Origin of the sequence: Cyanobacterium sp. HL-69, from assembly GCA_002813895.1 — a bacterium.
GTDB lineage: Bacteria > Cyanobacteriota > Cyanobacteriia > Cyanobacteriales > Cyanobacteriaceae > Cyanobacterium.
This window is the reverse complement of sequence record CP024912.1, coordinates 161484-185109: the sequence shown is the minus strand read 5'-3', so window position 1 is coordinate 185109 and position 23626 is coordinate 161484. Positions and strand designations below refer to the sequence as shown.

General features: G+C 38.0%; 24 protein-coding genes and 1 pseudogene. 9 read left to right on the top strand and 16 right to left on the bottom strand.

What is annotated here, in order from left to right:
* Nucleotides 1-44: 44 nt before the first annotated feature.
* Nucleotides 45-1142 carry an N-6 DNA methylase gene (locus AA637_RS00795; RefSeq protein ID WP_446683493.1) on the bottom strand — a complete coding sequence of 366 codons (1098 nt, stop codon included), beginning with the start codon at nucleotides 1140-1142 and terminating at the stop codon, nucleotides 45-47.
* A gap of 58 nt (nucleotides 1143-1200) precedes the next feature.
* Here AA637_RS00795 and AA637_RS00790 point away from each other — a divergent pair, with 58 nt between their 5' ends.
* Together AA637_RS00790 and AA637_RS00785 are read left to right on the top strand one after the other, a co-directional pair.
* Nucleotides 1201-1497: a transposase gene (locus tag AA637_RS00790; protein ID WP_446682652.1), complete on the top strand. Its 297-nt coding sequence runs from the start codon at nucleotides 1201-1203 to the stop codon at nucleotides 1495-1497.
* A pseudogene (locus AA637_RS00785) lies at nucleotides 1497-1886 on the top strand (transposase); the annotation flags it as partial. The gene AA637_RS00790 and the pseudogene AA637_RS00785, both read left to right, overlap by 1 nt.
* On the opposite strand, the gene AA637_RS00780 reads toward AA637_RS00785, so the two are convergent.
* From AA637_RS00780 to AA637_RS00745, 8 genes are all read right to left on the bottom strand, one after another.
* Entirely contained in the window at nucleotides 1793-2404 is a 612-nt protein-coding gene (locus AA637_RS00780) for a type I restriction-modification system subunit M N-terminal domain-containing protein (protein ID WP_446684509.1), read from the bottom strand. The pseudogene AA637_RS00785 and the gene AA637_RS00780 overlap by 94 nt on opposite strands.
* 209 nt (nucleotides 2405-2613) lie before the next feature.
* Nucleotides 2614-3015 carry a phage holin family protein gene (locus AA637_RS00775; protein ID WP_069789493.1) on the bottom strand — a complete coding sequence of 134 codons (402 nt, stop codon included), beginning with the start codon at nucleotides 3013-3015 and terminating at the stop codon, nucleotides 2614-2616.
* A gap of 104 nt (nucleotides 3016-3119) precedes the next feature.
* Nucleotides 3120-3302: a YqaE/Pmp3 family membrane protein gene (locus AA637_RS00770; protein ID WP_069789494.1), complete on the bottom strand. Its 183-nt coding sequence runs from the start codon at nucleotides 3300-3302 to the stop codon at nucleotides 3120-3122.
* 52 nt (nucleotides 3303-3354) lie between these two features.
* Nucleotides 3355-3654 carry a hypothetical protein gene (locus tag AA637_RS00765; RefSeq protein WP_446683492.1) on the bottom strand — a complete coding sequence of 100 codons (300 nt, stop codon included), beginning with the start codon at nucleotides 3652-3654 and terminating at the stop codon, nucleotides 3355-3357.
* 66 nt (nucleotides 3655-3720) lie between these two features.
* Entirely contained in the window at nucleotides 3721-4257 is a 537-nt protein-coding gene (locus tag AA637_RS00760) for a Dps family protein (RefSeq protein ID WP_446683491.1), read from the bottom strand.
* An 89-nt stretch (nucleotides 4258-4346) separates the two neighbouring features.
* Nucleotides 4347-4838: a YsnF/AvaK domain-containing protein gene (locus AA637_RS00755; RefSeq protein ID WP_446683490.1), complete on the bottom strand. Its 492-nt coding sequence runs from the start codon at nucleotides 4836-4838 to the stop codon at nucleotides 4347-4349.
* A 218-nt stretch (nucleotides 4839-5056) separates the two neighbouring features.
* Nucleotides 5057-6154 (bottom strand): DUF2382 domain-containing protein, encoded by a 1098-nt coding sequence (locus tag AA637_RS00750; RefSeq protein ID WP_446683489.1) that lies wholly within the window; start codon nucleotides 6152-6154, stop codon nucleotides 5057-5059.
* 26 nt (nucleotides 6155-6180) lie between these two features.
* Nucleotides 6181-7044 (bottom strand): hypothetical protein, encoded by an 864-nt coding sequence (locus AA637_RS00745; protein WP_446683488.1) that lies wholly within the window; start codon nucleotides 7042-7044, stop codon nucleotides 6181-6183.
* A 712-nt stretch (nucleotides 7045-7756) separates the two neighbouring features.
* On the opposite strand from AA637_RS00745, the gene cbiT reads away from it, so the two are divergent.
* The 5 genes from cbiT to AA637_RS00720 all read left to right on the top strand — a co-directional run bounded on the left by cbiT (nucleotide 7757) and on the right by AA637_RS00720 (nucleotide 14762).
* On the top strand, nucleotides 7757-8347 hold the full coding sequence (cbiT, locus tag AA637_RS00740; protein WP_446683487.1) for a precorrin-6Y C5,15-methyltransferase subunit CbiT: 591 nt from the start codon (nucleotides 7757-7759) through the stop codon (nucleotides 8345-8347).
* A 103-nt stretch (nucleotides 8348-8450) separates the two neighbouring features.
* Entirely contained in the window at nucleotides 8451-9329 is an 879-nt protein-coding gene (locus AA637_RS00735) for a universal stress protein (RefSeq protein WP_446683486.1), read from the top strand.
* A gap of 547 nt (nucleotides 9330-9876) precedes the next feature.
* Complete coding sequence (locus tag AA637_RS00730; RefSeq protein WP_446683485.1) at nucleotides 9877-10509, top strand: hypothetical protein; 633 nt, start codon at nucleotides 9877-9879, stop codon at nucleotides 10507-10509.
* A 163-nt stretch (nucleotides 10510-10672) separates the two neighbouring features.
* Nucleotides 10673-13669, top strand: a complete 2997-nt coding sequence (locus AA637_RS00725; RefSeq protein ID WP_446683484.1) for an ATP-binding protein — start codon at nucleotides 10673-10675, stop codon at nucleotides 13667-13669.
* Entirely contained in the window at nucleotides 13662-14762 is a 1101-nt protein-coding gene (locus AA637_RS00720; protein WP_446683483.1) for a response regulator, read from the top strand. The genes AA637_RS00725 and AA637_RS00720 overlap by 8 nt, the downstream gene beginning before the upstream one ends.
* An 80-nt stretch (nucleotides 14763-14842) precedes the next feature.
* Here the strand turns inward: AA637_RS00720 and AA637_RS00715 are convergent, their stop codons facing one another.
* Complete coding sequence (locus AA637_RS00715) at nucleotides 14843-15505, bottom strand: class I SAM-dependent methyltransferase (protein WP_446683482.1); 663 nt, start codon at nucleotides 15503-15505, stop codon at nucleotides 14843-14845.
* A 174-nt stretch (nucleotides 15506-15679) separates the two neighbouring features.
* Complete coding sequence (locus AA637_RS00710) at nucleotides 15680-15994, bottom strand: slr1957 family protein (RefSeq protein WP_446684508.1); 315 nt, start codon at nucleotides 15992-15994, stop codon at nucleotides 15680-15682.
* Nucleotides 15995-16561: 567 nt separating this feature from the next.
* On the opposite strand from AA637_RS00710, the gene AA637_RS00705 reads away from it, so the two are divergent.
* Complete coding sequence (locus tag AA637_RS00705) at nucleotides 16562-17341, top strand: hypothetical protein (RefSeq protein WP_069789505.1); 780 nt, start codon at nucleotides 16562-16564, stop codon at nucleotides 17339-17341.
* 161 nt (nucleotides 17342-17502) lie between these two features.
* Here AA637_RS00705 and sufB read toward each other — a convergent pair whose 3' ends face one another.
* Together sufB and AA637_RS00695 are read right to left on the bottom strand one after the other, a co-directional pair.
* Nucleotides 17503-18942 carry a Fe-S cluster assembly protein SufB gene (gene sufB, locus AA637_RS00700; RefSeq protein ID WP_446683481.1) on the bottom strand — a complete coding sequence of 480 codons (1440 nt, stop codon included), beginning with the start codon at nucleotides 18940-18942 and terminating at the stop codon, nucleotides 17503-17505.
* Between the two features lie 262 nt (nucleotides 18943-19204).
* Nucleotides 19205-19690 (bottom strand): photosystem I reaction center subunit XI, encoded by a 486-nt coding sequence (locus AA637_RS00695; RefSeq protein WP_069789507.1) that lies wholly within the window; start codon nucleotides 19688-19690, stop codon nucleotides 19205-19207.
* 185 nt (nucleotides 19691-19875) lie between these two features.
* Here AA637_RS00695 and AA637_RS00690 point away from each other — a divergent pair, with 185 nt between their 5' ends.
* Nucleotides 19876-19992: a photosystem I reaction center subunit VIII gene (locus AA637_RS00690; RefSeq protein ID WP_069789508.1), complete on the top strand. Its 117-nt coding sequence runs from the start codon at nucleotides 19876-19878 to the stop codon at nucleotides 19990-19992.
* Between the two features lie 162 nt (nucleotides 19993-20154).
* Here AA637_RS00690 and AA637_RS00685 read toward each other — a convergent pair whose 3' ends face one another.
* Genes AA637_RS00685 through AA637_RS00675 form a run of 3 tightly spaced genes read right to left on the bottom strand, consistent with a single transcriptional unit; the run spans nucleotide 20155 to nucleotide 23607 of the window.
* Nucleotides 20155-20427, bottom strand: a complete 273-nt coding sequence (locus AA637_RS00685) for a DUF3143 domain-containing protein (protein ID WP_069789509.1) — start codon at nucleotides 20425-20427, stop codon at nucleotides 20155-20157.
* 51 nt (nucleotides 20428-20478) lie between these two features.
* Nucleotides 20479-20931 carry a J domain-containing protein gene (locus tag AA637_RS00680; protein WP_446683480.1) on the bottom strand — a complete coding sequence of 151 codons (453 nt, stop codon included), beginning with the start codon at nucleotides 20929-20931 and terminating at the stop codon, nucleotides 20479-20481.
* 9 nt (nucleotides 20932-20940) lie between these two features.
* On the bottom strand, nucleotides 20941-23607 hold the full coding sequence (locus tag AA637_RS00675) for a methyl-accepting chemotaxis protein (protein WP_446683479.1): 2667 nt from the start codon (nucleotides 23605-23607) through the stop codon (nucleotides 20941-20943).
* Nucleotides 23608-23626: the final 19 nt, after the last annotated feature.

Below are 23626 nucleotides of genomic sequence, written 5' to 3'. Positions count from 1 at the left end.
ACCTGTGTAATAAGGGGATTAGGGGGGATCAAATATAATAAATTTTAATTTTTTAAAGATTCTGTTAATTCTGTTTTTAACTCATCCTGAATTTTTTTAACCTGTTGGGATAACTGGGTAAATTCTTCCATCAAATCTTCGGGTTTACCATGATTAATAGACTCTTGATAAGGATTTTTAGAATCAAGATTATAATTTTTAGCGATAATTTCCTCCACAGATACCGCCCAAGCAAATTCGTTTTCTTCCCGTTTCTGCCACCATGCCTTTTCCCTGTCAAATTCTTTAATGGTCAGGGGTTTTGAGCGAGAATAGGATTTATAACCTTGAGGATAGGGATGTTCAAAAAACCAAATTTTTTCGGTGGGTTGGGTGCGATCAAAAAATAAAATGTTGGTAGAAATGCTGGTATAAGGACTAAATACCCCCTTGGGTAAACGGATGATGGTATGGAGATTAAAATTGGTTAAAAGTTCTTGTTTGATAGCTGTTTTCACCCCTTCCCCAAATAAAAACCCGTCTGGCAAAACGATCGCACCTCGCCCCGTATCTTTTTTTAATAGGTGCATAATCAACGCCATAAATAAATCGGCGGTTTCTCTGGTTTGGTATTTCTTGGGAAAATTGTTCTCGATGCCGTCTTCTTCTACCCCTCCAAAGGGCGGATTAGTGAGGATGATATCCACCTTATCTTCGGTTGTATAATCCCTGAGAGGACGAGAGAGGGTGTTATCGTGGCGAATTTTGGTAGGTATATCAATACCATGCAACATGATATTGGTCATTGCCAACATATGGGGTAAGGGTTTTTTCTCTACCCCTTGGATGGTATTTTCGATGGTTTTTTGATCATCGGGGTTTTTGACTTGTTTTTGTAAATGATCGATGGTGCAGGTCAAGAAACCACCAGTACCACAGGCAGGATCGAGAATTGTTTCCCCCAACTGAGGGTTAAGAATATCCACCATAAATCGAGTCACAGCACGGGGGGTGTAATATTCCCCTGCATTCCCCGCTGATTGTAAGTCCGCAAGGATTTTTTCGTAGATGTCATTGAATAAGTGGCGATCGTCTGAGGAGTTAAAATCTAAGTCTTCTTGGATGGTGTTGATGACTTGACGTAATAAAGTACCCGATTTCATATAGAACCCATTTGGTATCTAGTAGAATATTGAGATGAAAACATAGAGAAATAGAAGGATGGCATATTCTAGCAGTCTAAGTGATGAAGAATGGGAAGTAATCAAACCTCTGTTACCAAAAAAGAAACGAACTTGTCCACCAAAGTGGTCTAAAAGACAAATTTGGGATGGTATTTTTTATCAACTCAAAAATGGCTGTAATTGGTCTGATTTACCCAAGGATTTACCGCCTTATTCTACAGTTTACTGGCATTATAAAAACTGGAAAAAAGAGGGTATCTTTGAAATGGTGATGTGTGAGCTTCATAAGCAACTAAGGGAAAAAGTAAAAAAAAATCCACTTGGACTCGATTAATAATCATTGATTCTCAAGCAGTACAAAATACTTGTAGTGCAGGAGTAGAGAGTAAAGGATTTTGTAGGTATAAACTCACCAATGGTATTAAAAGACATTTAGCAGTGGATAGTCTGGGATTTCCTTTTTTCACTTGTTGCACAAAGGCAAGTGTTTCCGATGATCGAGGATTAATCATGATGTTGAGTGAGAACATAGATTATTTTCGTGCCAAACCCATGAATGTTCATAAAATTACGATCCTCGTGGATTCGGGTTATCATCCTGATTTTATCATGAGGGAATTAGAAAAAGTTTATCCACAAATTGGAAAGAAAATTCGTATGGAAAAATCAGGCAAAATCTCTTCTGAACAAAAAAAATCAGAAGGAAAAAAAGGATTTGTGGTAGTCAAAGCAAGATGGATCATTGAAAGATCTAATGCTTGGATGGAAAGATGTAAAAATTTGGTCAAAAACTTTGAAAGAACCTTATTCAACTCCACCCAAAAAGTTAACTTATGTTTTATTCGATTACTTTTAAAAAGACTCACTGCTTCCTGAGATACCAAATGGGTTCTATAGTTATAGGCATCTTCAAACACCGAACCGATTACCCGGCCCTGCTCAGAAACTCCCGAAGCGGTGGCCAATGCTTTGAGGGTAGGAAATAACTCGTTATTGACAAAATCGATTAACTCATCACCTGTGATGCCTTCGTCATTTTTTGCCCAAGATGACCAACGAAAACGCTCTGGTAATGGGGATTGGTAATGGTCTATGGTAAATTCCCATTCTTGTTCTTTATCATCAAATATTTTTAAAAATAGCATCCATACTAATTGACTAATGCGCTGCGCGTCGCCGTCAACCCCCACATCTTTGCGCATAATGTCTTGGATACTTTTGATCAAAGTTGCGATCGCCATATTTTTTTTGATAAATTGATAAGATAAAGAAACCATCTTTTACCAAAAATTTGGGTTTCAAGCCATTGATGAGGGCATCGCAATAAATGTCTTCATGATGGAATATACCCTCAAAACTTTGGTAAAGCTAAGATTATACATATACTACTTTAGGAAAGGACTTTCCTTTTGTAAAGGCTCTTAACTCAACCATAGGAAATCAGGAAAATTTAATGGGGGGAGTTTTCAATGGTGGGTGAAGAAGAGAATTGACCAATATTCTTTTCCGCAAAATAAGTATTTAAGAAGGTACTAGCAAATGATAAGATAACTGGCCCTAGGATGAATGCCAATAAACCACTTACCATAAAACCGGGGGCAAATAAAGAGGCTAACCAAAAACAAAAGCCGTTGACGACTAAGGAAAATAGCCCTAGGGTCACAAAATTAATGGGTAGTGATAGGGTAGAAAGCACTGGTCGAATGACAGAATTGACGAATCCGATGACAACCCCTGCCACTAATGCGCTAGGAAAGTTGGCAATGTTTACCCCTGGCACAACTAAATCAACGATCAGTAAACCTAATGCTGTTGCTAAAGTAGTAACTAGATATCCGATGATATTATTCATATTTTTAATCCAATAAACGACGTGGTAACAATGAGTTTTGCTTGAGCAATTTTGATGTTAAGCGCTCACCCATTAGAGCTTTTAGATGGATTAACTGCTTCTTTTTAAACAGTTCCGTTCAGTTCTTGGTCTTCTTTTGCGATCGCCCATACTGCATGAATACTGCCTGGAATCCAACCGAGTATGGTTAGCCCAATATTGATGAATAGTGTTGAGCCAACCCCAAACTTTAGGAAAACAGCCACAGGGGGAAGCAGAATGCCGAGAACGATATATAGTAATTTCATGGTTTTTAATGTAAATTTTATTAAATGAATAAGAAAAGAAATAGATAAATTGTTATTTAGCCTTGATTCGATTGTTCAAAAGTTTTTTTAACTTCTGCTTGATAACATCTTCTTGACGGGCAGCACCTGATCCAGCTTTGGCAAATTGATCCGTTGTTTCCTCCTGCTTTTGCTCCAGGGGGATGGTGTTACTGCTTTGGGCTTCCGATTTTGTGGTTTGATACCACTTTTTTGCCTCGTCCAATTGATGCTTGATTTTGTCGTAGCGATCGCCATGGCGTAAAGCTAGTTTTCGATCAAGTTCAACAATTCTTGTTCTGAGCATTGCCAATAAATGGACAGTTAATATCATGAATTATTTCCCTCCATAATTTCGTGGTTTAATATTTACCGAAACTCCTTCAAGACAAACGATTTGCTAAACCCCTACCACCTTTTTGTCTCCCTTTGGTTTCAAGCCATTCCCTTGGAGAGCTTCTCCCTCAATAAAAGAACGTAACATCCAAGCTATTTCCTCATGTTGCTCCATCAACCCAGTGAGAAAATCAGCAGTTCCTTCATCCTTAAACTCCTTGCTACATTTCTTAACCTGTTCACGCAAATTTCGCACAACCTTTTCATGGTCTTCTAGCAGTTGCGATACCATCTCCGTCGCACTAGGGACATCACCAGGATGCTCTTTGAGAGAACAAATTTTGAGAAATCCTTTCATGGTTCCTACGGGATACCCTGCCAAGGTTCTGATGCGTTCGGCAATAACATCTACATTGATAGTGAGAGCTTCGTAATGAGCGTGCCATAGCTTATGCAGAGTCATAAACTGCGGTCCCACAATATCCCAATGATATTTTTTCGTTTTCACCAACAGTACATAGGTGTCTGCCAAACTTTGATTGAGCAAATTGATCACCCCTTGACGTTGTTTATCTGTCAGTCCGATATTGATTGTTTCCATGGATAAATCTCCTTAATTTCATGATGGGCGAAGTGCTGAGCCATACTGATTGCAAAATAAAAATGATAATGCAGTCAGTGGGAAAGTCTTTAAATGGGGCGGTTTTCAGCGCGATTAGAACGGTTGTCAATAGCAGGATTTCCCTGAGTATCCACATCTAGTTCTTCCCGACGTAGATTTTCTTCGGCGTTAATGGTTTCTTGGTTCACCTCTTTTCCGATGGTGACTTCCTCATGAACAAAAACTTCTTTACGAATATCTGGGGTATCTTCATAAACTTCCATGGGAACAGTATCATCATCATGAAAGGCATCAACATTATCCGTAGCAACCGTGTCGCCATTCATAGGAACCCTTTCAATCACAATATGCTCCTTTTCAATGGGCATGGAAACACGGGCAGTTTCTGATTCCGTGTGCTTATCAATGACCACCTCCCCTGTTTTGATGCGTTCTTTATCGGCAATCATGCGCTCTTCGTACAACTTCACTGTTTCAGCATCAGCTAGTGAAACGGGTTGTGTCCTAACTTCGTTAGGATCAAGGGGTTTTTTAATCTTTGGTGCGTTATTTTTCATCATTGTTACTTCAAAATATATTATTCTGTTTAGTCTTCTGACTTTCTACACCATGACATTCGGGCGGGTTAAATCGTGTTTGATATGTTATGAGAATGTATATCTTGTATCAATAAGTTTCAACTCTTAACTTTTTAGGGGGTTACAGTCATAAAAATAGGAAGTCCAGCACTTAGGCACTGAACTCCCTTTTAATTTGAGTTTTTCTTTAATTTAGGGGGTTAACGGCGAGGGTTATCACTGCCATTAGAACTGTTATCCATGAAAGGATTGCCCTGAGTATCCACATCTAGTTCTTCTCTACGTAAATTTTCTTCTGCGTTAACCGTTTCTTGAGTTACTTCTTTTCCGATGGTGACCTCCTCACGAACAAAAGTCTCCTTATGAATAGTAGGAGTATCTTCGTAAACCTCCACCCGAACGGTATCACTGTTATGAAACGCATCAATATTATCGGTGGAAACCTTCTCACTGCTTGGGGGAACTGTGACAATCACAAGACGCTCTTTTGTGAGTGGTACCGCAACGTTAGCCGTTTCTACTTCCACGCGCTTACCAATTTCTACCTCACCTATTTTTTGGCGGTCTTTATTCATAACCATACGTTCTTCGTGCAGTTTCACTTTTTTGACATCATTGGATGAAGTGGGCTGATTGCTTTTTGGTGTATGAGTAACAGATTCGGAGGGTCTTGGAGTGACTTGATCATTCATTTCATGGGAAGGGGCCGTATCAGCAGTGTGGTTTGTGGTAGCAGATTCCTTTGCAGGAACGTCATATACCCCCCATTCTTCAATACCGCTATGGTTTAAGATGGCTTCGGCCTTGGCAATTTCAGCATCGGTTCCATCAACCATCACTAGATATTCCCCTGCAGAAACCCGATCATTATAGACTTTAGCTCTTTCTTCAGGAATACCCAGCCCAATTAATGCCCCTACCAAGCTCCCTGCCGCGGCTCCGATCGCACCTCCTGTCACTGTGGTCGCCAAACTGGTGGCAACGGCTCCAGCCATCAAAATAGGGCCCACACCTGGAATGGCTAAAACACCAAGACCGACCAGTAATCCCGTCAGAGTACCTAAAGCACCACCAGACAAGGCACCCATTTTTGCTCCATCGTCGGCTTTGTTCCCAGCGTGATCGCTGACATTGATTCCCTCAACAATGGTTTCATTTTGCTTTGAGTCTTGAGCCACTACAGACACCTGATCCATAGCAAAACCTGAATTTTTTAATTCATGAAGACTCTGTTCAGCCGCTTTGCGAGTCGGGAATGTACCGATCGCCCGTTTTTTTGTGTTGTTATTTGTATTCATTTTTATTTCCTTGTAATGTTTATGGTTTATAAAATGGCGAACCGAGTAACCGCTAGATAACCAGCGATCGCCGAGGCTGCCAAGGATGATAAAGCCGAGCTAAATACCCACCAAGCAGCACCGGCCGCCATTTTTCGAGTTTCTCGTACTTGTTTTTGTGCTTCGTGTTTGACAGACTCAAGGCGTTTTTGTGTTTCCTGCTGAATCTTTTCAACTTTGTGTAAAACGTTATCCCGTGCGCTTTCTACCTGCTCGATAACTCGGTGAACATCTGCTTCAGAGATGTCATCACGGGAACTCAGAATCGCCACGAGGGTTTCTCTGTCGAACTGAGTCAAGCGATCGCGCAGAGCCTCCAAACCCATCTGAGGATCATTAAACAGTGTGCCAAAGTCTTGCTTGATGCCTTCATAGTTGAGTTCAGGGAGTTCCAAACCATTGAGATAGTTGCGAACATTATCAAATCCTTTATCAATCTTTGACTGGATGGCCTGTTGTACTTGCTGGACTTGTTCAATGATGGCCTTAAAGTTAGATTCCACCTGATCAGCAATTTGATTGGCTTCCTCCTCACTCAAATCTTCCCGTTGAGCCAAAAGGGCGACAAAGGTTTGACGATCGAATTCAGAAGTGCGATCGCCCAGACTACTTAACCCTGCACGAGGATGTTGCAACAGAAGTTGTAAATCACGCTTAATGCCATCAGGATTTAATTCTTCTTTATCAGTGTTTTGCAGATACTCTTCTAAATTCGTTTTAAAATCAACCGCCTCTTTTTGGACACGGTTTGCCAAACGACGGGGAGCTTTGACTACATTACGAACGGCAGATTGTATCTGGTCGATGGCTTGATTGACTTGTTCTTCGCTCAAATCTTCTCGCTGACTCATAGACTCAGTTTTACGGCTAGAAAAGAGGCGACAAATTCGGCAATTGTCCTACAATTTGGTTAGGCTCGAGTGCGTTAGCCCAACTATTGGAAGAGCCAAGAGCCAAGGTTCCTGTAACTGCCACTGTTACAGCTAAACTCATAATCATAAAAAATCTACGAATGTGTCGAAATGAAATCATTTTCTTTACCTCAAAAAAATTATGATTTTGTGTAATTGACATCTAACCAACAGATGGGCAAGTCTTCCCCCGCTTGTATTTGGATTAAAATCGTACTGTCATTGGGGTCAGTAATGATTGAAGATCTATGACTTCTACTAAGTTTCTTGTTCTTTTGTTCTGTAACAACATAAGTATCCTTCTATAAATTTATTTAGTTTTGGCATTTGTCTTACTCTCACATCTCCATGGTGGAAATCATGTTTCTTTTGTGGTCAGGGTGTATGATTTGTTTGAATACGTTTCAATTCTTAAAGGGTGGCATCAATGGAGTAGGCAAGAAGGAATATTATGTTTTTTTTCTTGAAAGGATTAAGAGGTAAGTTGTCTTGACAGCTTGTCATGTAATATGGGGATTAGAGCATAAAGAAGAAAAAAGACAATATTTTGCTGATTTTGTCAATGTTTATTCTTTTTATATATATAGTTTGGTTTTGCCCCCTACTCCCTAAAGACATTATTTTGATTGTAAATATAATAAATTTTTAAATTATGGTGTGGAAATATAAAACTTCAGGCATCCCCGATGAACTTTTTGAGCGTTTACCGGGAATTCCCCTGACGAAAAGAGAGGTCAGATTATTGATTTTGTCGGCTTTACGGTTGGAGGATAAATCAGTAATTTGGGATATAGGTGCCGGTACTGGTACAGTGTCCATTGAAATGGGTTTGTTATGCCCCCAGAGCGAAATTCTTGCCATTGAAAGGGATCCCGAAATTGTTTCTTTAATTAAAAAAAATAGTAAAAAGTTTAAAGTAACTAATGTTACAGTAATGGAGGGTTGCGCCCCTGATTGTCTTGGGGAGATCAAATCTAAACCTGATCGAGTTTTTATTGGGGGTAGTAAGTCGGTGAAGGCTGTTTTGACAGAAGTTTGGGATAATTTACAAGGGGGTGGTCGGGTAGTGGCGATCGCATCTAACCTTGAAAATCTTTACCAACTCTCCGAAGGTCTAGCCCAATTACACGCTCGAAATATCGAGGTAGTACAATCATCTATTAATCGCCTAGAAACAAGGGGTATCAGTCAAGTTTTTGCGGCGATCGCCCCTGTATTTATCCTCAGTGGGGAAAAGATTTAAAATAATATTAATAAATAATATTTATCACTATCATCTAAAGTTTAATCAATAATTAATATGATTAAATGTTACCCTAAAATAAAATATTACTAAAGAAAAATATATGCTCCAGCGTTGCCTGATTTGTACAGACTTAAAAGACGGATTACAAAAACTAGCCCGTTTTGTAAGTAGTTTTGAACATAGTGGTCTAAAGGAAATTACCTTTTTACATAGTGTTCCTCTCTGGACAGAAGGGGAAATTCCTCGCATCGATCAAGATAGAATTGATGAGGTTAAAAGTTTTCTATCTTCTCAATTCGAGAATGTTCCAGACTCCATTAAAGTCAATTTAGAAGTGGTATCAGGAGAACCTACCGCCAACATAATTGAAACTGTAGAAAAATATAATATAGATTTTGTAATTCTTGGTACCACGGTAAAAACTGCTATTCAAGAAGGTATATTTGGCTCAACCGCTACCAAATTAACCAAAAAATTAAAAGTCCCTTTTATGATTTTACGCCCTCAATTAATCTCTGTTTATCGAGATGAGGAATTAGCCCTAAGATGTAAGCATCTCAATCGTTTTTGGCTAGTACCTTACAAAGGTGGTAAGTCTTCTCGTTATCTTATTAATAAAGTCAAAGAATATTGTCAAAAAGAGTCTCTGAAAACTCAACATCAAATATTATTATTAACTGTAGTAGAAGAGGTTTCTCGTTCTTCTTTATTATTAGAAAATAGGCTTGAAAACGCCCAAAAAGATTTAGCAAAAGTGGAACAAGAATTAAAAGATTTGGGTTTAGAGGTTCAATCTATAGTGAAAAAAGGTGATCCCATTATGGAAATCCTTGATATTGCCCTTAATTATGATGTAAGTGCGATCGCCATTGCTGATGATCGTGATAATATTCTGCTAAACTGGACAGTGAAAAGTTTTGCCCAAGAAATCCTCCATCGTAGTTGGTTTCCCCTCGTTTATTTCCCCCTAGAAAAATAATATTTATTATTAATTTTATAGCGTTTTTTATAATTATGAGATATATTTATGATTTTCAAGTCCCCCTTATTAAGGGGGATTTAGGGGGATCATTTTGTACCCCGTAACTATTATAATTGCTATATCTCCGAAAAAACACAAATAATTAACGGTGGGCATCGCCCACCATATAAAAATTAATTAACACATAGTTTTTGTGAATTTTTAACAAGGGGTTTAAACCCCTTGCCCCCCTCATACCCAATACCTGACACCTTTACAATACTATAAATTTTATCCCGAACTCAAGTTATATGTAATACCCTTGAATATGCCATAAATCATTAAATATTACTACCACTAAAAATACCAACCATATCCCTGCCACATTTACCTGACCATGAACTTCAAAAGTTTAATATTAATTATCTTTTTTCTAGTTTTAATTTTATTATTAATACAAAATTCTCAAGCTATTCCTATTATCATATTAGGAAGCTCACCTATTAATATTCCCCTATCAATTATTATTTTTAGTGGCTTTTTTGGAGGAATAATTTCTACCCTAATGATTAACTTTTTTATCAAATTATCTACACCCAAAACTCCTAAATATTCCAACTATAATCCTAATAACCCCAACAATCCACAACCCTCTGGAGAAAGCCAATATTCAAAAAAGATAGAAGAAAAATATCACCCATACTATCAACCAAAATACAAAGAAGATCCAATTTATCCCGATGATTTAGATAGAGAGCCAGTACCTTATCCAGAAACTACTGAATCAGAAAAAATTGAAAATAAAGAAATAGAAGATATTAATAATAATACTCCTCAAGAACCAATTATATTAGAAAAAAATCAAGATATTTTAGAATATAAAGAAGAAGATAAAACCATAGATATAACTCCCGAACCAGAAATTATAGAAAAACCGGAACCAGAAATAAAAATAGATCCTGCCGATAAACCAGAACCAGAATTAGAAACTAATCAAAAACCCCGTCAAGCAGCCCCTTACTCATACCAATCCAGAGAGAGGACAGAAATATTACCTAAAAGTGCCAAAATACCTCCCCGTCAGCCTTCTCGTACCATGGAAGGGGGAATTTATGACGCCACCTATCGAGTTATTACCCCAGCCTATGAACAAGATCAAGAATTTGATGATTTTGAAGAAGAAGACTGGGATATTTAACTTTTCTAAACATTCATGAATAATTGTTAAATAATCATCACTAGATTTTGAGAAAAATAGCTAAAATAAACTTACTTCAATTATGAAAAAAAGTCAGTTTACATTGATTAAAAATAAAAAATAGCTACCTCAAAATCCCCCTCTTTTCATTAAATAAACTGTCATGATTAATCTAACGACTGGCGAACAACAATACCACGAACAATATGAAATTAGGTATCCTGGTTCGATTCAAGCCCACGGAATCTTGATAGTTATTGACCTTGAAACCCTGAAAATTATTCAAATCAGTAATAATGTCCAAAATTTCCTAGATGTAGCGCCTTTAGACCTATTAGAAAAGCCCTTAAAAGAGTTGCTTTATCCTAAGCAAATAGAAAATATTTTAGCATCTTTAAAAGATAACAATCATGATTTTTTTGAGATTATTAAAACCAAAAAATCTAAGGATAAAATTAAATTTCAAGGTACTATTCACACGATCCAAGATAGTATTATCTTAGAACTTGAACCTCTACACTTTGCTGAACAGAAATATTTACCAGATTTATATAGTCTTTTAAATAATGCCATTCTTAATACTAGCTATAGTTATAGCTTAGAAGAAACCTATCAAGTTATTACCAAAGAAATCAGAAAAATCACTCAATTTGATCGGGTTTTAATTTATCGTTTCAACTTTGACAATAGCGGAGTGGTAATTGCCGAGGATAAAAAAGAAGGTATTGAAAGCTATCTAGGTTTACATTATCCCTCCTATGACATTCCCTCCCCTGCCCGTGAATTTTATGAACGAAGTTGGTTAAGGATTATTTGTGATGTGTCTGCCCCCCCTGTTGATATTATTCCCTGTCAACATCCCCTCAAAAACCAAGAGTTAGATTTAAGTCACTCTATCCTAAGAAGTGTTTTTCCCTGTCATATCGAATATCTAAAAAATATGGGAGTAAAGGCTTCTATGTCCATATCTCTCCTCAATCAAAATAAACTTTGGGGGTTAATCGCCTGTCATCACTATTCTCCGAAGTATATTAATTACGAAACCAGAAAGGCGGGGGAATTTTTAGGGCAATTTTTATCAGCGCACCTATTCTGTAAACAAGAACAAAAATTTAAAAATTATCGTTTGCAAATACAGGGAATTCAAAATCGACTCAGGCATGGTTTATTAAGGAGTCCAGACTTGATAAAAGAAGTTTTTATGCGAAATAAAAATAGTTTAATCAACCTTACTAAGTCCCAAGGTTTAGCGGTTTGTTTAGATAATGATGTTCACCTGATGGGAAATACCCCTAGCCAATGTCAGGTAAATAATTTAATCAAAGAATTTCTTAATCAAAGTCAACAAGAGATATTTTTTACAGACTCTTTGTCTATGATTTATCCACTAGGGAGAGAGTTTAAAGATACAGGGTGCGGAATTTTAAGCATATCTTTGTTTTTAACTAATCATACCTATCATTTAATTTGGTTTCGACCTGAGCAATCTTACGAAGTGCCTTGGGGTGGTAATCCTTATGATGTGAGTATTGAAAAGATTGATAATATTTCCCAGCTTACTCCCCGTCATTCTTTTGCGATGTGGAAAGAGACGGTGAGAAATAAATCTTTTCCTTGGGAGTCTGTGGAAATTGAAGCGGCGCAGGAGTTAAGGAAAGTATTACTACTAACAGCCCTAGAGTTTTCTCAATATTCTCAACATATTTTGGAGGAGACAACAAAACAAGCCAATGCAGCTAACTTGGCAAAAAGTCAGTTTCTGGCAAAAATGAGTCATGAATTGCGCACTCCCCTTAATGCAATTTTGGGCTTTACTCAAATGATGAACAGGGATTGCTCTCTTTCGGAAGCACAACAGGAATATTTGGGCATTATAAATCGTAGTGGGGAGCATTTGCTGTCTTTGATTAATGATGTTTTGGAAATGTCTCGCATTGAGGCGGGGCAGATTACTCTCCACCAAACTTGTTTTAATCTTCATGATTTGATTAAATCGGTGCAGGAGTTGTTAACTATAAAATCTAATTCTAAGGGTTTATCTTTTCGTGTGTATCAGGATGATGATTTACCGCAATTTTTGGAGGGAGATGAGAGTAAGTTACGCCAGGTTATTGTTAATTTAGTGGGTAATGCCATTAAATTTACCGATGAAGGTCATGTGGATTTATTTTTATCTTTATTATCGTCGGATAATTTGGTGGGCAGACAGGTGCAATTGTTGATTGAGGTTAAGGATACGGGAATAGGCATTGAGGAAGATAATTTAGAGAGTATTTTTGAGCCTTTTAAGCAAACTGATAATAATGTTCATTCTCGGGAGGGTACAGGGTTAGGATTGTCTATTAGTCGTCAATTTGCCCGGTTGATGGATGGTGATATAACGGTTAGAAGTAGGTGGGGAGAAGGTTCTATTTTTACTTGTCGTATTGCCATGACTCTTCCCGAAAAGATTGAGCAAAAATCCCAAAGTAATTCTCGTCAGATAATTGGTTTACAACAGTCACAACCTGTTTATCGTATTTTGGTAGTAGAAGATGTGGAGGATAATCGCCTGTTGATGGAAAAAATGTTGCAGTCCATGGGTTTTGATGTGCAAACTGCTTGTAATGGAAAAGAGGCGATCGCACTTTGGCAAACATGGCAACCCAACCTAATTTGGATGGACATGAGAATGCCAATCATGGACGGCTATCAAGCCAGTCGTCATATCCGTAACCTAGAAACCATGGAAGACAAACCACCAGTACCCATTCTCGCCCTCACCGCCACCGTCTTCGACGAAGAAAGAGAAGCCATTCTTCAAGTAGGATGTAATGATTTTGTGAGCAAACCCTTCCAAGAAAAAGTCATCTTTGAAATGATGGAAAAATATCTGGGCGTTAAATACATCTATCAAGAAAAGCGAGATAAAAACCAAAATAAAATCCAACCTCCCACCCCAGACACACAACAAACACAAACACAGTTACAAAAAATGCCCTCCCTATGGATAAATCAACTCCATCAAGCGGCATTGAGTGCCAGAGAAGCAAAAATTAAAACATTAATAGCTGAGATTCCCCCAGAATATAATTTCCTTGCCCATCATCTTAATCATATGCTCAACAACTTATTTTTTGATCAAATAATCAACCTAACCCAAGGTGATACTAATGAATAATTTAACCTCTAAAAAAGGAGACATTCTCATCGTCGATGATGTCCCCGAAAACTTGCAATTATTATTTACCATGCTCACAGATCATGATTATGATGTACGAAGAGTTTTAAGTGGGCGACAGGCTTTGCAGGTTGTTGACATCGAAGCCCCTGATTTAATTTTGCTAGACATCAAAATGCCCAAATTAGATGGTTATGAAGTATGTAAAATTCTCAAATCCCAAGAAAAGAGCAAACATATCCCCGTCATCTTTCTGAGCGCCCTTAACGATACCTTTGACAAAGTACACGCTTTTAATGTGGGCGGTGTTGATTACATCACGAAGCCGTTTCAAATTGAAGAAGTAGTTATCCGAGTCGAAAATCAATTGCGTTTACTCAATATGCAAAGGGAAATTGAACGCAAAAACAAGGAACTAATGCTATTAAACCAAGATTTAGAAGCATTCAGTCATCGAGTATCCCATGATTTAAAGAACAAAATTCATGTCATCAATGGTTTTAGTCAACTAATAGCTCAAGAGTTTGCCCATAAATTTGATCCCGATGTTAAAGAATATTTTCAATATATCCAAGATGAAGGAAAAAGAATGGCGGAGGTAATTCGAGATTTATTGCGTTTATCTCAAGTACAAAATATCGATATAGAATACTCTAATTTCAACATCAGCGAGGTAGTTTCCGAAATTAGCGATAAGTTTAAAGTCAAAAATTGCGATCGCACCGTTGATTTTATCATTACTCCAAACCTTTACTGTCGAGGAGATCTGAATTTGATGAGAATTGTTTTAGAAAATCTCTTGGAAAATGCTTATAAGTACACTGCCAAAGTAAAAAAATCCCGCATCGAATTTGGAATTATAAAAAAAGGTATCAAAAACATCTACTTTATCAAAGATAATGGAGCCGGATTTGATCCCCAAACAGCTGAAAAACTTTTTACTCCCTTTCATCGCCTACATACCGAGAAAGAATTTAGAGGTACTGGGGTTGGTTTGTCCACCGTGAAGCGAATCATTCAACGACATAACGGCGAAATTTGGTATGATGCCCAAGTTAATCAGGGAGCAACTTTCTATTTTTATTTATCTTGAAAAATATAAAATTATTGGCATTTTTTGTTCCCTATTCTCTGCTTAAATGAGAAACTATATCTAAAATCAGCAACGCCCAATTATTTTTTACGAGCCAATGTTAAACCATCTCCGATGGGAATTAAACTAAGATCAATACGATCATCTTCCTTTAAAAATTGATTAAATTCCCTAATTTTGTTTGTCCTTTTATCATCAATATTTTTGTCTGCAACCCTACCATACCAAAGCACATTATCGATCGCCATTAGCCCCCCTCTACGCACCAACCACAGACACTTTTCATAATAATTAAGATAATTACTCTTATCTGCATCAATAAAACAAAAATCAAAAGTTTCCTTTTCCCCCTGCTCTATTAAATCATTAAGGGTATCTAGCGCAGGAGCCAAAAAAAGCTCAATTTTATCCTCCACTCCTGCCTTACGCCAATACTTCCTAGCAATGTCCGTATCCGCCTTACAACTATCACAACCAATCAACTTACCATCGTCAGGCAAAGCCAAAGCCATAATGGTTGAACTATAACCCGTAAAAACCCCTATTTCTAATACCTTCCTTGCACCCATCAACTTTAATAATAAAGCCATAAACTGCCCTTGTTCGGGGCAAATTTGCATCCTACCCACAGGATGACTTTTCATTTCCTTTCGCAACTCCCCTAAAACGGGATTTTCCCTCAAAGATACAGACAACAAATAACTATATAGCTCAGGACTTAGGTTAATGGTTTGGTCAGTCATTCTAAAAGAAAAATGGTATTGCTGAATTTAGATCTTATTTTTAGTTTAGGTGGATAAGGGGCGATCGTAACAATATCATAAGATATTGAATGTTTATGATAGTTTAATAATATTTGAGTATTAAGCAACCCCCGAAAAATTATCTCTAAACTCAACAATGTAAAAAATAATTATCTAATCAATGTCAAAATTTCCCACTACCATGGCACAAAAAGCAAAAGCAAAAACTAAAGGCATCGGAGAATTTAACCAATAGCTAAATATAACCCCCAGAAGACTAACAATTAAAGTAGCAGATACCCAAATTTTTTCTTGATCAGAAAATCCTTTTTCTGCCTTAATATCTAATAATATCTCCCTCGGAATAGGTAAAGGCATTACCCCATTAGGAGGAAAAGCCCAGTAATCTCGGCGATTTAAAAATAAGTCCGTCCAACCATTTTCGTTACACCATTCTTTAATCCAATCTTCTGAAAAATGTTTGATCATTTTTAATCGTCTTTGTTCATTCACTCTTTATCTAAATTATCAAAACTTTTTTAGTAAAAACACCTTTGTTTATTAAATGTAATATTTCTCCTTTATTATTAAGTAAAAGTACTCACTGTATTGGCTCATATTTTAGAAATAATTAGCAATTATTAAAACATTAAAATAATATAAAATAATTATACATACTACAAATAATAGATAAGTAGGTTGGCGAAATTAATTATAGCTCTTATTTTATTAAGACTCTTATGAACAAGGGGTTTAAACCCCTTGCCTAAATCGATTTAATTATGCCTACTTACTTAGAATACCAAAGAGATTTTTCCTGAGTAAAAAAACAGTTAAACACGTAAAATTACAGATATTTGACGAAAGTTCATTACTAAATTTAGATATTATTTTTAGTTTAAGTGGGTAATAGGGAATGGTGATAATATTTTGAATCCCTGATTATCACCAACACTTCCAAAAAAAGCATTTTTTCAACTCATCTTAAATAGTCAAGGTTTTGATTGTTATAATTATTGTCATCACTATGAAGTATCAATCAAATAAAATCAGATAATGATTAAAAGAAAGAAAAAAATAAAAAGAATATTAAACTTTTCCTTGTTATTTATTGTTAGTTTTTATTTTTCCCTACAGAAACATAACCCCGCTACGGCACAAAATAACACTAATACAGAAATCATCGAACTTATTACCAGAATTGATGTTGCTAGTAATAATCAAGACATAGAAACTTTACAGCAGTATATTTCTCCTCAATTCAGCAACGAAGATGGCTTAGATAATGAGACTTTTTTAAGTTCCCTTGCACAGCTTTGGAATACCTATCCGAATCTGAAATACACTACCACCATCAACTCCAGCGAACAAAATCAAACACAGTTAATTCTCAACACTACCACCACTGTAGAAGGTAGCAAACAAGAAAATGGGGAGACTGTCAATATGGTTTCCGAAATTACAGCCCTTCAAACTTTTGAAAATCAACAACTAATTTCCCAAGAAATTCTAACGGAAAAAACCCGTGTTACTACAGGAGAAAATCCCCCTGAAATTACTTTCAGATTACCTCAAACAGTTAGATCAGGTCAAGCATTCGATTTAGATGCGATCGTAGAAGATCCCATCGGTAATGGTTTAATATTAGGAGGGGTAAAAGAAGAACGAGTAAATCCCGCTTTATTTACGAATCCACAACCCATGGAATTAGATGCCCTATCCGCCGGGGGAATCTTCAAACGAGTTACCATCAGGGAAGGAGATCATTGGTACTCTGCTATTTTTATCCGTGAAGATGGCACAACTATGATTACCCAAAGGGTAAGGGTTGAATAGTAAAGAAAAATATACGAATAAAAGAAACAATGGGCTTAAGCCCATTGCCAATAAATGATAAATAAGACTTTACTTTCAAATTTGAAAGTTTTATTCTTAACTATTCATTCTCAATTATTTTGTAGGGTGGGCATTGCCCACCATTATGATTTGTGGAAAGATTAACCCACTGTGCCTTCTAATTTGAGGCTTAATAATTTATCAGCTTCAGCGGCAAATTCCATGGGTAATTCATTGAGTACATCTTTACAAAAACCACTCACCAACATCGAGATAGCATCTTCTTCGGAAATACCCCTTTGAGCAAAATAGAACAGTTGATCTTCTCCAATTTTGGAGGTAGAGGCTTCATGCTCTAATCTTGCGGTATTATTATCTACCTGAATGTAAGGGAAAGTATTGGCTTCGGCATTGTCACCAATAAGCATGGAATCACATTGAGAGTAGTTTCTTGCACCTTTGGCTTTGTTACCCATTTTTACTAAGCCACGGTAACTATTTTTGGAGTTTCCCGCGGAGATACCTTTAGAGATGATGGTGCTACGGGTATTTTTGCCGATATGAACCATTTTTGTACCTGTATCTGCCTGTTGCATATTGTTGGTAAGGGCAATGGAGTAAAATTCGCCAACGGAGTTATCGCCTACTAATACACAACTGGGATATTTCCAAGTAATCGCCGAGCCAGTTTCTACTTGAGTCCAAGAGATTTTGGAGTTAACTCCTTTACATAATCCCCGTTTGGTTACAAAGTTATAAATACCCCCTTTGCCTTTTTCATCCCCGGCAAACCAGTTTTGGACGGTGGAATATTTGATGTCTGCATTGTCAAGGGCGACTAATTCTACTACGGCGGCATGGAGTTGGTTACTGTCGTACATGGGGGCGGTACACCCTTCTAAATAACTTACTGATGCCCCCTTTTCTGCTACAATTAAGGTGCGCTCGAATTGTCCTGTATCTCCGTTATTGATGCGGAAATAGGTAGATAATTCCATGGGACATTTTACCCCTTTAGGAATAAAAACAAAAGAACCATCACTAAATACAGCGGAATTGAGAGCCGCGAAAAAGTTATCAGCGGTAGGTACAACAGTACCCAAGTATTTTTGAACTAAATCAGGATGGTCTTGTAGTGCTTCAGATATAGAACAAAAAATAACCCCATCTTCTGCTAATTTTTCCTTGAAGGTAGTACCAATAGAAACGCTATCAAAAATAGCATCAACGGCAACATTGCTCAATCTTTTTTGCTCTGATAGGGGAATACCTAATTTTTCAAAGGTATCTAGCAAAGTAGGATCGACATCATCCAAACTTTTAAGCTTTTCTTTACCCTGTTTTGGAGCAGAATAGTAAATAATATTTTGATAGTCAATTTTAGGATAGCCCACATGAGCCCACTGTGGTTCAGTCATTTTCAACCATTGGCGATAGGCTTTGAGGCGAAATTCCAACATGAATTCAGGTTCGTTTTTCTTGGCAGAAATTAACCTAACGACTTCTTCACTTAATCCTTTGGGAATACTATCAGATTCAATATCAGTGATAAATCCGTATTTATAAGGTTGATTGACTAAAGTTTTTACAGTGGCACTCATGTTAATTAGTTTTTATAGACTGACTACTTATATAGTTTAACAACATTTTTGTTGCTAAAGTCTATTTTAGGACATTTAAACAACATTTTTGTTGTTTTAGTTAATTTTTTATTGACAATGGGCTTAAGCTCATTGTTCGTTTTATTAATATACTTTTTAGAAATCCAGTATCAGTTGTAAGCCACCAAAAAAGCAAGAGGAAATGTATCCCCTTGCCTGATGAATTTTAATTTCTTCCTGACAATTAAGAGAAACTTAAAAATTACCAAACATTTTTGGCCGCTTCAATTAAAGGCTGTAAGTAAGAGGTTTGGCAAAGGAAGAAAGCAAAGAAAGCACCACCAGAAGCACCAAGAAGGAATCCAGAAGCAAACTCGCTCCAACCTTCCTTAGTAGCCAATTCGGCGGGAACTTGAGGAGTGGTCAAGGTTTCAGTAGGTTTACCAACACCCACTGCACTATAAATAGATAAACAAATTGTTAAGATGGCAACTAAGCCAATGGTTGCGAGTAAACCTGCCTGAGCTCCAAAATCTGTATCTCTTAAGGGTCCTAGTAATGCAAAAGGTCCATAAAGAAAATAACCATGGGCCATGCCAATTTCTAAGCCACGACGATTGGGGGATAAACCTTTGCGATAAGCAGGTAAACCGTTAATAAATGCTTTTGTAAAACCAGATCCGTTGATAGGAGTGCTAAGATTTCCTACTTGAGGATCGCCACCAGAATGAACTACGTTAGTACTCATGGACTTTTATTCAAGCTCCTTATATTTTTTTTACAAAAATTGTTGTTTGTAGCTTACTCTAACTTGAGATTTGATTCTCAAAGTTTTTTTGTTAAGAATCTTTATATTTCGCCCCTTTTTGCTTAGGTTCGCTGTAATATCCATGGTAGTTAATTTTATTGTTTAGCATAAGGATAATAACAATCATGCTTGGAGAATACGCAGCTTCTTTCTTACCATCTATTTTAGTTCCTGCTGTTGGTTTAGTTATGCCTGCAGTGGTTATGGCACTATTATTTTTACAAATTGAAGCAGAGGCCTAATCAACTCTCTCAATAGTTGAAAAATCCTATTACAAAATACCGTAGGGATGTGGTATATGTATTGTTTTTATACAAAATATATTGCTTCCCTACCCCACACAATAAGGCAAACAGAAAATTAAGATATTATTTATTTTGAATAAATATTATCCTAAAACCTAACTAGGGTCCTGAAAAAATAGCGTCTTCTATATCTTGTCGGGAAAGGGAGTAACGAAATGCTCTTTTGATGTCTGTGCCATCGGCTCCTGCTTGGAGGTAGTTAATGTTAATGTCTTCGGTTTCAAGGGTTATTTCTGCTTCCCAGTGTTCTTTGCTTAGATACCAGCAATTTAGTTGTTGAGTATTTTGTTGACATCCCATGGATTTTAACCAGTCTTCGATCGCAGGTAGGGGGTAACTATAAAGGGGGCTAGTGGGTGATAGTGAAGCCATGTTTATCGATATAATTAGAATTTATTGCACCACAATTTTACCAAAAAAAAGTCAGCCCCTTAGCCAAGCGAGGGATAATGCGAGGATAAGACAAGCAAGAAGAGTGATACCCATAAGTAAGAGGGCAAATAATTCCCCTGATGATAAAGGTCTATCGGTAGGATCTAGGTAGGCGGAACTTTTATAATCTTCCTCTTGATCATCTTGATAAAAATTAAGGGGGGATTGAATTACATTCCAACGGGAGTAACCTATTTGTAGGTCATAGAGCGATCGCCTCTCAGGACTAGCTAATACTCCATAGGCTTCATTTAAACATTGAAATTTTGTTTTAGCCTCCTCAAGGGGTAAAGAAGTGGTATCAGGATGATAAAACTTACTCAACTCCCGATAAGCACGACGAATTTCCACCACCGAAGCAGAAGGATGTAAACCCAATAAACCATAATAGGTCTGAGCAAAAAAACCTCCTTGAGAATAAGCTGATCTTTGCTTTTTATCCATGCTCCCTTACTACTCAACCTTAAACATATCCACAGAGGCAATTAAATCCCTAGCAATGGTAACTAAATTCTGTAAAGAACCCGCCACCCGTTGAGACTCTTGAGAGGTTTCCTGCGCCGTTAACTCCACATTCTGCATAACCTTTGCCACCCCTTTAGAATTTTCCCGTTGCTCATCGGTATCCGCCGTAATCGATCGCACCAAAGCATCAATACGGTTAGCAACCTGAATAATATCCTCAAGAGAACGTTTTGCATCTTCCGAACGGCGGGTAACATCCATTACCTGTTGTATCCCCTCCTCCATAGCCGTCATTACCGAGCCAGTTTCCGTTTGAATTTGTAATACAATCTGCTCAATTTCCTGCAAAGATTTAGCTGATCTATCCGCCAACTGTCGTACCTCCGCCGCTACGATGGAGAAACCTCTACCCGCTTCCCCTGCCCGTGCCGCCTGTACCGAGGCATTAAGCGCCAAAAGGTTAGTACGAGAAGCGATGTTAGAGATTACCGCCACAATGGTAGAGATCTTTTGGGAGGCCTCAGCCAACCTTTTTACCTTCCGAGTGGTTTCCGATACCGTCTCCCTAATCTGTAAAATACCAGCTACGGTGCGCTCTACCGCATCCCCCCCCTTGAGGGCGGTAACACTAGAAGAACGGGCCACCTCTTCGGCTTCTCGAGCATTTTCTGCCACCCTTTGGATAGAGTCGGTCATCATCTGTACCGAGTTAAGAGTTACCGCCAACTCCTCCGCCATTCTCAAAGCGTCACTAGACTGACTACGAGCAAACACTTCACTATCGGTACTTCCCTTGTTTACCTGAATTGCTGCTTGTTTTACCTGAGTTACGATGGTACGAACATTTTTGATGATTAAGTTAAAAGCATCTGCCACCGCCCCTAGTACATCAGAAGTAACCTCCGCTTGAACCGTCAAATCACCCCGTGCCGCACCTTCTACGTCATCAAGGAACTTAACCACTTGTTTTTGGAAATCTTCCCTAGCCTTTTCCGTATCCTCTGCTCTTTTTTTCGCTTCCGTGGTGGTCATTTTAATCATTTTCGCCATGTGATTAAAACTAGAAGCGAGGGTACCGAATTCATCTTGGGAATAGACGCTAGTTTTCACATCATAATTACCCTGATAAATAGAATCAAACTGGTTTTGAAGATCGTTGGTATAACGTTCCACGTGTTTTGCCATCACCAAACCCGCCCCCGCCGTAGTCCCCCCGGCGGCTACTCCTGTTAATAAACCAAGGATGAATTTATTTCCCCATCCCAAGCCTTGTCTTTCTCCTTCCACAGCCCCCCCCTGAAAAGAGGTAATCAATATTACCGCAATAAAAGAGACTGCCCCCGTGAGTAAACCGTGGAACAGTTGCTTATTAAAAGTTGAGAGGTTGTAATATTTACCAAATTTGCTGGAATGAATCTCCAATTCCGAGGGCATAGCTTGGTAAGCAGGGGTTGTGTAAGGAGAGAAAGAAGCACTGGTGCCGATGCCGTCTTCGCCGCCTAAATCGATGCTATTGAGATCGGAGGTGTTAAAGGTAAAACTACTGCTTTCGTCTTCCTCATCAAAACCATCATTGGCTTGGGCTTGTTGAGGTTGGGGAAAGATGGAGGAAGGGATACTATCGGATGAAATGTCAGGAATATCGTCAAGATCATCGGGAGCAAGGAAAAATTTCTCGTCATCTCCAAATGCTAAGGGTTGATCCTCATCATCCTCATCCATGGAGTTGGTTTGATTTTTGGTGGCAAAGGAACCTGACGGGGTGGTTAAAGGTTCTAGGGCAGAACTATAGTCTCCATAATCATCATCACTCAAATCATCGAGAAAGTCTCCTCCCGTGCTGGTGAGCATTTCTTCTAAATCTACTAGGTCAGATTCTTGGGAGTTTCCTTGATTTTCGGAAGATACCACAAAGGTAGGGCTACCTGTTATATCATCTGATTCGTCATCCTCATCGAGATTAAGAGGGGGTAAGTCGTCATAATCAATGTCCGAACTGCTTAGATTAACGTCTAAATCTTTGAGATTGGTTACTCCAAATTCAAAGTCATCGTCATCGGTACTGTTGGTGGGGTCAAAATCAAAGGGTTGAGAAAGGGAGTCAAAGTTGGTGGCGGTTAACTCCTCCTCGTCAAAATCATCATCTTCACTGATTTCAAAGGGATTATTTTCGTGACTAGATACTTTGTCTCGACTATTGGTAAAGGAGGGGTTTTGTTGTAAGGTTGGATCTTCGATTTCTTCGTCTTCTAAGTCGGAGGGATCCCAGTCTAGGTTATCTAAGGAAAGACTATTGGTCCAGTTTTCGCTTTCATCTTCTTCAAACTCTTCTACCTCATCTCCGAAGTTGGGATCTTCTAGTTCCATGGGATAAATGCTATTTTCTTGCTCGTTGATTTGTTCTAAACCTTGATGGGCTAAATTGATGATGTCGGGGCGATCGCTCAGTTTCAACACCTTCTCATAACTGGCTTTGGCACTATCATGCTCATCTTGTTGTAAGCAAATATGACCTTGAAGTAATAAGACAGCAGGATCTTTAGGGTAATCATTAACAAGAATATCGGTAATATCACGAGCCTCTGGCAAATTTCCCTCTAAATATGCGTTTTGTGCTTGAGCGTATCTTTTTTGATAATCAGTTTCTGATGCCATCTTTACTTCTCCGTCAGTT